Below are 9,832 nucleotides of genomic sequence, written 5' to 3' on the forward strand. Positions count from 1 at the left end.
AAATATGGGTAACTTGCTCACCACCATGAACGTACCTCACTGCCTCGTTACACTTGCGCTGGTGGTCGTAAGCACGATCGCCGTACATGCGCAAGCGCCTTCGGTTGCCATCATCCCCCAACCTGTCAGCCTGGAAAAGGGGCAGGGCACATTTCCACTCGTCAGTGCTACCTCCATCGTGGTGCCGAGCGGCCAACCTGACGTGCAGAAAATCGGCACGTACCTGTCGGACGAAATTCAACCGGCGACGGGTTATCAACTCAAGGTGACGGAGACGCTAAGTCCATCGGCGATTGTCCTGACGCTCAACGCTCAACCGGACGCGGCGCTGGGTGAGGAAGGCTACCGGCTGGAAGCCACCGCGCAACAAATTACCATCGCGGCCAACCAACCCGCCGGGCTGTTCTACGGTGTGCAGTCGCTGTTGCAACTCCTGCCGAAAGAGATCGAGAGCGACACGAAAGCCGAGGGGGTGGAGTGGGCCATTCCGGCCGTGACCATCACCGACGCACCGCGCTTCGGCTGGCGGGGCATCATGCTCGACGTGAGCCGTCACTTCTACACGCAAGAGGAGGTCAAAGCCTTCATCGACCACATCGCCCGCTACAAATTCAACCGGTTCCACTGGCACCTGACCGACGACCAGGGCTGGCGCGTGGAAATCAAAAGCTTGCCGAAACTGACCTCGGTGGGGGCATGGCGCGTGCCGCGTGTCGGACGGTGGGGAAACCACGCACCTCCGGCAAAAGGCGAAAAGGCTACGGACGGCGGCTTCTACACGCAGGACGACATCCGCGAAGTGGTGCAGTATGCCAAAGACCGCTACATCGAAATCCTGCCCGAAATCGACGTGCCCGGCCACAGCATGGCGGCCATCGCGGCCTACCCGGAACTGGCCTGCACCGAAGACCCCAACGCGATGGTGAACCCCGGCAGCAAGTTTTCGACGTGGCACGGCAACGGAAAATTTACGATGCACATCGACAACACACTGGACCCGTCGGAAGAGGATACCTATACGTTTATGGACAAGGTGATGACCGAAGTGGCGCAACTGTTCCCCTTCGAGTACATCCACATGGGCGGCGACGAGTGCTACAAGGGCTACTGGGAAAAAGACGCCAGCTGTCAGGCGCTGATGAAGCAAAAGGGCATGAAAAGCGCCGAAGAACTCCAGAGTTACTTCTCGAAACGCGTGCACGACATCATCACCAGCAAGGGCAAAAAAACCATCGGGTGGGACGAGATTCTGGAAGGCGGCTTGCCCAAAGGCGCGGCGGTGATGAGCTGGCGTGGCATGAAGGGCGGCATTGAGGCGGCGCATTTGGGCGCTCCTGTCGTGATGAGTCCGTCGCCAATGGCCTACCTCGACCTCTACCAGGGCGATCCATCTGTCGAGCCGCCGACGTACAGCATGGCCCGGCTGAAGGACAGCTACGCGTGGGACCCAGTGCCCGAGGGCGTCAAATCCAGCCTGATTCTGGGGTCGCAGGGCAACGTCTGGACCGAACAACTGGCCGCCCCTTCGCAGTTACAATACATGATGTACCCGCGCGCGTTTGCCATTGCCGAGATCGGCTGGACGGCGAAAAACCAAAAGAGTTGGGAAGGATTCGTGCCGCGCGTGGAGCAGCACATGGCCCGTTTCGACGAGGCAGGAATAAACTACGCGCGGAGTATCTACGACGCCATCATCCAGGTGAAAAAGAATCCGGCTGGCAATCTGGTCGTCACACTATCGACCGAAGTGCCCGGCGTGGATCTTTACTACACACTCGACAACTCGCTGCCCAACCAATACTACAATCCCTACAAAGAACCCATCGTCGTTCCGAAGGGCGTCGACCTGTTCCGCGTCATTTCCTACCGCAACGGCGAAGTAGCCGGGAAGATGATCTCCCTCACAGCCGAAGAACTGGCCAAACGCGTCAAAAAGTAAAACGGACGAAAGCGGGTGCTCAGGATTCGCTGGCGAACGCCTGCGTGACCAGTTCGGTATGAAGGTCCTCGTTAACGGTTGCGTATAAGGCAAGGCTGGCTAGTCGCTCCCCCCGTCCAAAGTACCCAACGTATGTGCGACTAAAGTTACCACGAAGTGTTGTAACAGACAAAAGCCAGATTTGACTTATGCGTTGTTGGTTGCCGTACACGTCATACCCAGATTTTCCAGATGTCAATGAATGGAAGAAGAATTGTCATCAAGGAAATAACTAATGATAGATAAGATATACGTCTTGGTTCATTACGAATAAGCGCAATGATTGATAAAATAAGTGCAATAATTCCGAATAGAGAATATTCTATAAAGGGTAGCAAATTCAGCGAATAAAGAGCCTGGGTTTTTCCGTCAGCTGTGCTGTATTGAATACCAAGTTGATAATGTTTAAAAAGGACGACAACTAGTCCAATTAAACTAATCAAAATCGAAATATATCGTATTCTCGTCATCCAAGTATGGCAACCAACGTAGTATGGCAACCAACGTATGGGTAACACACATGTGTGTTATATTTTATGTGTGTTATTTCCATCTTGGGGCTCGTCGTCCAGTAGGTTAGGAATCCGTCGCAGTTGACTTGTGGCCACGCGCGTATAGCGTTCCGTAGTTGTACTCGATTCGTGCCCCATTAAGGTTTGAATATAACGTAAATCTGCGCCATCTTCCAATAGATGCGTGGCAAAGGTATGACGAAGACAATGGGGGGTGACCCGCTTGCCAATGCACAAATTGGCACCGTATACCGCTACTATAAGCCACACCGCGACGGGGAAGTGACCGGGAAGATGCTCTCCCTCACAGCCGAAGAACTGACCAAGCGCGTGAAGAAGTAAAACGGATAATGGTGTTTAGGATTCGCTGCCGAGCAACCAGTTCGGCATGAAAGTCCTTTTTAACGGCAAACGCAGCCGCTGGCCGAGCTTGTTTGATGTTTTCTTCCAAGTATCAATTTCCGTGTTTCGCGAGACTACCACTCTGGCTCATTTTTTCTAGTCTAGTGGCTGCGTATTGTTGTGTGCGTATCTATTCTTTAAAATTATTCTTTCTGTCATTGTATTTGTATTTTCCAGACCCTAACTGTCCATTTTTACCAATATCGACGATCCAATAGTCTCCACCACTACTATACTTCCATTTTCCCTGTTCCAACGTCCTGTCGTCAAAAATTACTGTATATGCATTATCTGAGTTTAAATTCAACACGCATGTATCACAGTTCGGGTATTCTGTAAGATAATAGACACCAACATATTCCAGTTCGGCATTTCTTTGATTGATATATTGGATATAGCTAAACAGGGTTATAGGTATCAATGCAATGGTCAAATAAACAAATTCTCGAACCGTAGATTTTTTTTCTCTCATTAATCGAGCAACAATCCATGCTAGAGGAAGCAACAGAATTAAGTAGATAATCCAAAACATTAGTTCTCCTAGTGCCCACATTTTTTCTATTTTATGGCACACAACGACCGACGCGAACTGCTGGGTTGGGTTGTTGGCGCTTTACTTTCAACAATCAATTTCCATAATTGGAGCGACGAATGTTCAGGTTCATTGATGCCAGGCGAGTGGCTACGGCAGCGGCCGACCGCCCGATATGAGAAAAGGCCCGCCAATTATGAAGCCGTCATCCTAATCGCAGCCATCAAGTTCTTCGCTTAGTTTGTATACACGACCTAGTTTGCGCATACAAGGCCTGACTTAGAAAAAGCAGCAAACTATGGAAAACAACAAGACCCACTGAGTTAACCTTTACCATCTTGATTTTTGACCGTCCACATTGAGGCTGTGGGGCATTCTAATACCTTTTATATATCGCTATGAACTTTTTGCCTTTTTAGTATTTTGACAATTCTAGTATTGATGATTTCTGACAAATTCCAATTATACAGTTTAGGGTCGGTTGTGTTGTAAAACTCAACAATAACAGCATCAAGGTCTTTGTGATATTTTGCGAAACTCTGGTACCCCGGAACCCAACCGGCATGTTCGTACTCGTAAATGGAGGCATAGATTTCCTGCTCTCCCGGTTCAAATAACGATCCATCGTTCAATGCCCTCAGGAAAATACCAACGTCTTCTGCTGTGGCTAACATGCCATGTTCGTCTTCCTTCAAATCAAAGGGGTGGCCTACGTGATAACCACTCATGACTTCGTCTATATTTACCTCATTGAGTGACCCGAATGTATTGCGGAGGTGAAGTGGTGCTAAGATTTCTTCCCGAATGAATTGAAAGTTCTTATATCCTAGCTCGTCATCCATTATCTTATTAATTAACAGGTAATTCGTATTGCAATATTCATAGCCTTTGCCTGGTTCAAAATTGGCCGGTTTGTCCAGAATCAAGGCAAGGCTTTCTTCATAGGTCTTTGTGGGGGCTGACCAAAAGTTTGGAGCGTCCGTAAAATTGGGAATGCCACTTCTGTGCTGAATCATTAGCCTTAAGGAGATTTTGTCAGCGTTTTCAATTCTGCCCGCAAGCTCCGGTAAATAATCAGCGATTGACTTATCTAATGAAAGTCGTCCATCACTTACCAGTTTGGTAACTGCCACTGCGTCATAGAGTTTGCTGATGCTCGCGATCTTAAATAACGCATCAGGCTTTGCCACTACGTTGGATTCTCGATCGTGCCAGCCGGAAGAAAAATATTGAGGTGGTTGGTCACCTTGGTCGATATAGACAATCATGCCGTCAAAACCATGACCAATGGCTTCATCCAACTGTTCTTGAATTGTATCGGGTAGTGGAAGTATCCATGCTTTCACCAAAAGCCATGGCACGAAGTACAAGGAGATCGCTGTGCCTAGCAATAAAACTATTCTAAATATCTGTTTGGATTGTTTTTTCTTCATATCATCTTGTTGTCTTTCCCTCTTATTCTAATGGTTTACAACCTATGCATACCCCACCGCTGGGTTACTTCTTTATTGGGGCTTGTTGTCCGGTAGATTAGGACTCCGGCGCAGTTGACTCGTGGCCATGCGCGTATAGCTTTCTGTGGGCTTACTCAATTCGTGCCCCGCTACGTTTTGAAGATAGTGCAAATCTGCTCTCCCTTCCAACCAGTGTGTTGCAAAGGCAGGACGCAGGCTAGAGGTGACCCGCTTAGGGAGGCGCACTTGGGTAGCCACATGCCGTTGAAGGACGCCACATTGCGACGCAAGATGGCCGGGAGAATGATCTCACGGGCGAAGAACTGGCCAAACGGGTGAAGAAAGCTTATCCGAGCCTGGTGCCTTTCAGCAACCAGACCGTTTCGATGGACTGCTCTTTCAGGTGCACCATCTGTTTCCGCGCCTCATCCTGAAAGAAAGCCGCCAGGTCCTGTTCGTCGGAAAATTCTACCAGATGAATTTCGTAAGGTGTTTCGATCGTTTGTGCGATGATCTGGTCGGTTGTGGGGCGATAGCGGAGCAACAGCCGTCCGTTGTACTTGGCGATCAGAGGAATCGCCACTTCCTCAAACCGATTGAACGTGGCCTCCTGGCCATCCTTTATATAAATGAGCTGAGTTATGTAAATCATATGCGTACGGGTTCAAATTGCAACAAAATAAGGGCAGTCTTCTTCCCCCTTTTACCTGACTGGCGATTTTTATCATGGGGGCGCGTCTTCTTACAAGGCGGAGGAGTGATGAAGGATACCTGAAAAGTCCCGGTTCAAAAACCTCCGGAAGCCACTCTGAGCAGCGTGCTCAACTAGCATACCGGTTGAAAAAGTGCGCTACATCCTTTATGTCCTGTAAACCCAGAATCCAGCACACTTCCGAGAGGTCCGAAAAGTCCAGTCCACCGGCCGCCACGGCCTCGTTGAGGTAACGCCCCTCTTTCCCGTTATACTGATTCGCCGTATCGAGGGTGCGCTGCCATATCGTCACCAGGCGGCGATCGCTCATGTGTGTTTTCCATTGGGTGAACTCCGCCGACCGAAACCCCGGGGTGCCGTTGCCCACTACATTGCCATCGGGTATTTTCTGATAATCAGCGTTGGTCTTGACAAACTGCAGGCTTTCAGGAGAAGTCACCTCCTCGTTCCAGTCGCTGTGTTGCACCACATGGATCCGCTGCGAGGTAGGCAGGGTGGGTAAATCGGCCTGGATGGCTTTAAGAAGTGCCGCGGTAAAATCGGACTGGCCCGCTTCGGCAATCCAGACATCGCCTTTTTGGGCAAGCGTTGACTTGACCAGGGCTTTTACCGCGTCGACGGCCCCTGCGAAATTTTCATGCGCATCGGTCCAGTGGTCGCCAAAGGCAAGCTGAAATAACGCGTTGGGCGGGACGTACAATCCCTCCTGCGTGCCGTAAGTACCGGCAACGGCATGGTAGTTCAGGTTGGAAAAGGCGGGGTCAGACATCAGCGTAACGAACGCCGCTGCCGAATGCAGGTCGTCCACATCGGTTTTGCAGTCGAATTGCACCAGAAGCAAATCCCGTTTCGGGTTGAATTTTCCGGTCTTTAGCAATTTCTCAGTCGTGGCATCGGCGTTGAAGCAGAGGGTCAGCGCCACGAGGGCAAGGAAGAGGCGTAGGGTAGCGTGCATCGTTGGGGTGGTTTGAAGGTATCGTTAGGTTGAGATTCAGCGGGAATAGTCGCGATTTATGTTTCAGTAGCCAGGTCATGTCATGGGTGACGGCCGGAGTACGGAAACGTTTTTGGACAGTTGGGTTGGGGCGACGCCGTATTTTTTCTTGAAGGCAAACGAAAAGTGCGAGAGATCCTCAAAGCCCAGGTCCAGGTAAATGTCGGAAGGTTTCCCGCCTTCGTGGTCCAGGAGAAAATACGCCTCCTCCAGGCGACGTTGCACTAACCAGCGACTGGGCGTATCGGAGAAGATCTGCCGAAAATCGCGTTTGAACGCCGACAGACTGCGGCCCGTCAGGAACGCAAAGCGCTCTATGCTCACGTTGAATTTGTAATGCCGGTGCATAAAGGCTTCCAGGTCTACTTTGTGGGGTGGACCAAAATCGAAGAAAAGAGCGGCCAGTTTCGGATGAGTGCGCAGCAGAATCAGGAGCAGTTCTTCGCGTTTCACGTGGGCAAAGGCGTCGTCGATCTGCCCGCCCATCTGGTAGTAAGGCCGTAGGGAGCGAATAAAGGTGGGAATCAACTCACCAGGCTCCAACCGGACAAAAGGCCCGCTAACGTGAGCCGGCTCAGCGGTGACGGCGTGGCGTTCCTGATACGATTTCAGAAAAGGCGCATCGAAAATCACCACCACTTTCTCAAATTGTCCTTCGTCCTTTTGTTTGGTGTAACGAGCCAACTGGTTTTTGCGCACCAGACAGCATTCGCCGGGGCGTAGCGTGTGGTGCCGGTGGCCGTCGTAGCCGTGCAGGGTGCCTTTGAGCAGAAACAGAAACATGTGCTCCGCAACAAATTGCTCGGGCGAAATCTGCGGCCCCAGGTAACAGGACGTAATGCGATCAGCGTTGCTCACCATTCGTTAAAGATACGGGCTAATCTTTGAAAAATGATGCACTCATCGGGCGCCTGTTTCGGGACGCAAGAGGCCGTAGTGTACCAGACTTTGGGCCGTGGCCAGAAGGGCTTCTTCGTTCGGGCGGGGTTGCCAACCCAGCAGTTGCTTCGCCTTGGCATTGCTGGCGTTCCGGTAAATGCCCACCAGCGGCAAAATTGCCCGCGCCTGTGTGTTGAACAGCGCCGCCATCCGTAGTAGCCAGGTAGGAAGGGGCCGGGTGGAAGCCCGTTGCGTCACGTCCGGTAGTTTCCGGCGGAGGAACTGGCTGATTTCCAGCAGCGACATCGTGCCGCCGGCCAGCGCCAGAAAGCGTTCGCCGTTGGCGGCAGGGTGTGTCATGGCGCGGAGGTGCAGATCGGCCACGTCGCGCACGTCAACAACTCCCATGCGAATGTCCGGCAGGCGTTTCATGCTCCCGTCCAAAACTTTCTGGAGTAACCCGAAACCACTGGAAAGCTCCGGGCCCAGCGCCGGACCGAAAATACCCATCGGATTGATCACCGCTAGCTCCAGGTCGCCTCCTTCGTGGGCCATAAAGTCCCAGGCAGCCCGTTCTGCCAGCACCTTCGATTGGTTGTAAGCCGACAGCCCTTTCTCATGAGGATCGGTCCAGCTGGTTTCTGTGATCGGCGTGTTGTGATCCCGGTGGCTGTAGCCCACCGCACCAAAATTGGAAGTCATCACCACGCGTTTCACGCCTGCCTGCCGCGCCGCCCGCAACACCCGCAGCGTACCGTCCACGGCCGGGCGGATCATCTCGTCCTCGTGGCGGGGCAGTTCCAGAAAGATGGGGGAGGCCACGTGCAGCACGTACGTACAGTCCTGCAGAGCCGTGTTCCAATTGCGGTCGTGGGTCAGATCGGCCTCTGCAAACGAAAGGCGGTCAAACGAAGCGAGGCCGCCCTGGCGGAGCATGGCCAGGACTTTTTCTTTTTTCTCGAGCGACCGGACAGTGGTGCGAACCCGATAGCCGCGTTGCAGCAGTTGCAAAATGCAGTGACTCCCGACGAAGCCGGTGCCGCCGGTGACCAGAACAAGGGTGTCAGAAACAGAAGGTGTCATACGAAGTACAATGGATAGCGCAAAGGTCGCTCCTCGTACGGTAGGCTAGTTTGTTGAAACGTCCAATGTTACGTTGTTGAGACGTCCACGGCGAATCGCTACCGATAAGGTAAGGCAGCGAAGAAAAGAAAAGGCTGGTAACGGGTTACGCACGCTATGCTAACGTCGCGCTTTCGGGCAACGGCTGGCAGGCGGCGTGAGCGTAGACTCGTTCATCTACTTCCGGAAGAGGGCCCACGCGGCTACGACTCGTTCAGGACCTTGGCGCGAGGTTGGGGGAGGCGGGGACGGCTGGCGATAAACACGCCGAGGAGAATCAGCAGCCCCAGCCCGATTTTGGTCCAGGTCAGTTGGTCTTTGCCCAGCATCACGGCAAACCAGGCGGCCATGGGCGGTTGCAGGTAGATGTAAATGCCGGCTACCGACGCGCTGACGGTGCGCAGGGCCACGGCGTTGAACAGGTACGGCAGAATGGTCACGCCAATCACCACGAACACCACACTGCCCCACACTTCGGCCGGAAACTGGCTCCACTGAATCTGTTGCAACGGGACGATGCCGAAGGGCACTACCAAAAGCACACCGAACAGGAAGTTCCACTTCATGATCGTGAACGGATGGTAGCGTTGCGCGAGCGGACGCGTCAAAATCAGGTAACCGCCGTAGCTCACCGCACTAACCAGCACCAGCAGGTCGCCTTCGAGCGAGCCGGTCGTCTCAGCCGAGCGACTGTTGACCACCAGCAGCACCGTACCTCCGGCGGCCAGCAGCGTACCCAGCATCTTCCGGCGCGTCATCGGTTCGCCGATCAGGAAAGAAGACCCGACCAAGACCACAATGGGCGACAGGATGGTCAGCAGCGAGGCGTTGATGGGGGCCGTCAAACTCAGCCCTTTGAAAATCAGGAGCATGTTGCCCGCGATGCCCAGCAGTGCTCCGAGCAACATCTTCCCCAGGTCGCGCCGCGAACGGATGGGCTCGCGGACGGTGAACCGATGCAACAGCCAGAACACCAGCGCCGTCGGAACAACGCGGATGGAGATGAACGCAAACGGCGGTACCCATTCGGGCATGGCGATTTTGGCGATGCTGAAGTTGGCCGCGAACAACACGGACGTGAGAAAGAGCGCCAGGTGCGCCCGCACAAGTGGATTCACGGCGCAAAAGTAGAGAAAGAGTTAAGAGTTAAGATGGGTTTCCCCTGTTTGAGTGGATGAGGAGTTAAGCTACAGTAGTTGATAAATGTTGTGTCTGTAAAGCTTCATATTTTACTGGACTCAGATATC

At 52.8% G+C, this 9,832-nt stretch carries 10 protein-coding genes; 2 read left to right on the forward strand and 8 right to left on the reverse strand.

Annotation, left to right across the window (positions count from 1 at the left end):
• Positions 1-25: 25 nt before the first annotated feature.
• Positions 26-1,939: a beta-N-acetylhexosaminidase gene (locus BLR44_RS07160; RefSeq protein ID WP_089680805.1), complete on the forward strand. Its 1,914-nt coding sequence runs from the start codon at positions 26-28 to the stop codon at positions 1,937-1,939.
• Between the two features lie 566 nt (positions 1,940-2,505).
• Here the strand turns inward: BLR44_RS07160 and BLR44_RS07165 are convergent.
• Complete coding sequence (locus BLR44_RS07165; RefSeq protein WP_317042773.1) at positions 2,506-2,727, reverse strand: tyrosine-type recombinase/integrase; 222 nt, start codon at positions 2,725-2,727, stop codon at positions 2,506-2,508.
• Here BLR44_RS07165 and BLR44_RS29120 point away from each other — a divergent pair.
• Positions 2,686-2,832 carry a hypothetical protein gene (locus tag BLR44_RS29120; protein ID WP_245705999.1) on the forward strand — a complete coding sequence of 49 codons (147 nt, stop codon included), beginning with the start codon at positions 2,686-2,688 and terminating at the stop codon, positions 2,830-2,832. The two genes, BLR44_RS07165 and BLR44_RS29120, sit on opposite strands and share 42 nt — an antisense overlap.
• Before the next feature lie 190 nt (positions 2,833-3,022).
• Here the strand turns inward: BLR44_RS29120 and BLR44_RS07170 are convergent, their stop codons facing one another.
• The 7 genes from BLR44_RS07170 to BLR44_RS07200 form a co-directional block, all read right to left on the reverse strand.
• Positions 3,023-3,445, reverse strand: coding sequence for a hypothetical protein (locus tag BLR44_RS07170; protein ID WP_218127025.1), 423 nt, complete (start codon positions 3,443-3,445; stop codon positions 3,023-3,025).
• Positions 3,446-3,810: 365 nt separating this feature from the next.
• Positions 3,811-4,857, reverse strand: a complete 1,047-nt coding sequence (locus tag BLR44_RS07175) for a serine hydrolase domain-containing protein (protein WP_089680680.1) — start codon at positions 4,855-4,857, stop codon at positions 3,811-3,813.
• A 367-nt stretch (positions 4,858-5,224) separates the two neighbouring features.
• Positions 5,225-5,530, reverse strand: a complete 306-nt coding sequence (locus BLR44_RS07180) for a DUF1330 domain-containing protein (protein WP_089680681.1) — start codon at positions 5,528-5,530, stop codon at positions 5,225-5,227.
• 169 nt (positions 5,531-5,699) lie between these two features.
• Positions 5,700-6,545: a hypothetical protein gene (locus tag BLR44_RS07185; RefSeq protein WP_089680683.1), complete on the reverse strand. Its 846-nt coding sequence runs from the start codon at positions 6,543-6,545 to the stop codon at positions 5,700-5,702.
• Positions 6,546-6,620: 75 nt separating this feature from the next.
• Positions 6,621-7,445, reverse strand: coding sequence for a helix-turn-helix domain-containing protein (locus BLR44_RS07190; RefSeq protein WP_089680685.1), 825 nt, complete (start codon positions 7,443-7,445; stop codon positions 6,621-6,623).
• A gap of 39 nt (positions 7,446-7,484) precedes the next feature.
• Positions 7,485-8,546, reverse strand: a complete 1,062-nt coding sequence (locus tag BLR44_RS07195; protein ID WP_089680687.1) for an SDR family oxidoreductase — start codon at positions 8,544-8,546, stop codon at positions 7,485-7,487.
• Between the two features lie 242 nt (positions 8,547-8,788).
• Positions 8,789-9,703, reverse strand: coding sequence for a DMT family transporter (locus tag BLR44_RS07200; protein WP_089680689.1), 915 nt, complete (start codon positions 9,701-9,703; stop codon positions 8,789-8,791).
• Between the last annotated feature and the right edge of the window lie 129 nt (positions 9,704-9,832).

The sequence above is a fragment of the Catalinimonas alkaloidigena genome, assembly GCF_900100765.1.
Taxonomy (GTDB): Bacteria; Bacteroidota; Bacteroidia; order Cytophagales; family Flexibacteraceae; genus Mooreia; species Mooreia alkaloidigena.

Coding starts and splice junctions, on each gene's coding strand:
- BLR44_RS07160 (WP_089680805.1), top strand. CDS start 26: ATGAACGTACCTCACTGCCTCGTTACACTTGCGCTGGTGGTCGTAAGC.
- BLR44_RS29120 (WP_245705999.1), top strand. CDS start 2,686: ATGACGAAGACAATGGGGGGTGACCCGCTTGCCAATGCACAAATTGGC.
- BLR44_RS07170 (WP_218127025.1), bottom strand. CDS start 3,445: ATGTGGGCACTAGGAGAACTAATGTTTTGGATTATCTACTTAATTCTG.
- BLR44_RS07175 (WP_089680680.1), bottom strand. CDS start 4,857: ATGAAGAAAAAACAATCCAAACAGATATTTAGAATAGTTTTATTGCTA.
- BLR44_RS07180 (WP_089680681.1), bottom strand. CDS start 5,530: ATGATTTACATAACTCAGCTCATTTATATAAAGGATGGCCAGGAGGCC.
- BLR44_RS07185 (WP_089680683.1), bottom strand. CDS start 6,545: ATGCACGCTACCCTACGCCTCTTCCTTGCCCTCGTGGCGCTGACCCTC.
- BLR44_RS07190 (WP_089680685.1), bottom strand. CDS start 7,445: ATGGTGAGCAACGCTGATCGCATTACGTCCTGTTACCTGGGGCCGCAG.
- BLR44_RS07195 (WP_089680687.1), bottom strand. CDS start 8,546: ATGACACCTTCTGTTTCTGACACCCTTGTTCTGGTCACCGGCGGCACC.